The sequence below is a fragment of the Pseudomonas sp. DE0010 genome, assembly GCF_007680745.1.
In the GTDB taxonomy this organism is placed as follows: domain Bacteria; phylum Pseudomonadota; class Gammaproteobacteria; order Pseudomonadales; family Pseudomonadaceae; genus Aquipseudomonas; species Aquipseudomonas parafulva_B.
This window is the reverse complement of sequence record NZ_VEJQ01000173.1, coordinates 1-288: the sequence shown is the minus strand read 5'-3', so window position 1 is coordinate 288 and position 288 is coordinate 1. Positions and strand designations below refer to the sequence as shown.

1 protein-coding gene is annotated in these 288 nt (G+C 69.4%); it reads right to left on the bottom strand.

What is annotated here, in order from left to right:
• On the bottom strand, window positions 1–288 hold a 288-nt coding region (locus FS767_RS22120; RefSeq protein WP_144968235.1), incomplete at both ends, for a LytTR family DNA-binding domain-containing protein.

The window sequence follows — 288 nt, the reverse complement described above, 5'->3', positions numbered from 1 at the left end:
ATATGGCTGCGCGGGCCAGGGCCACCGCTGGCCGGCGGCTTGGTCAGGGCGGCCAGCTGCATCCGGTTGGGTCGCTGGGCCTTGCTCAGGGCAGCGGCCAGGTCCTCCTGCCGCACCGGCTTGACCAGATAGCCCACGGCGCTGACCTGAAAGGCGTCGAGCGCGTATTCGTCGTGGGCGGTCACGAAGATCACCGCGGGCGGCGATTCGCGCTCGCAGAGACGCGCGGCCACTTGCAGACCGTCCAGACCCGGCATGCGGATGTCGAGCAGGACGATATCGGGCTTG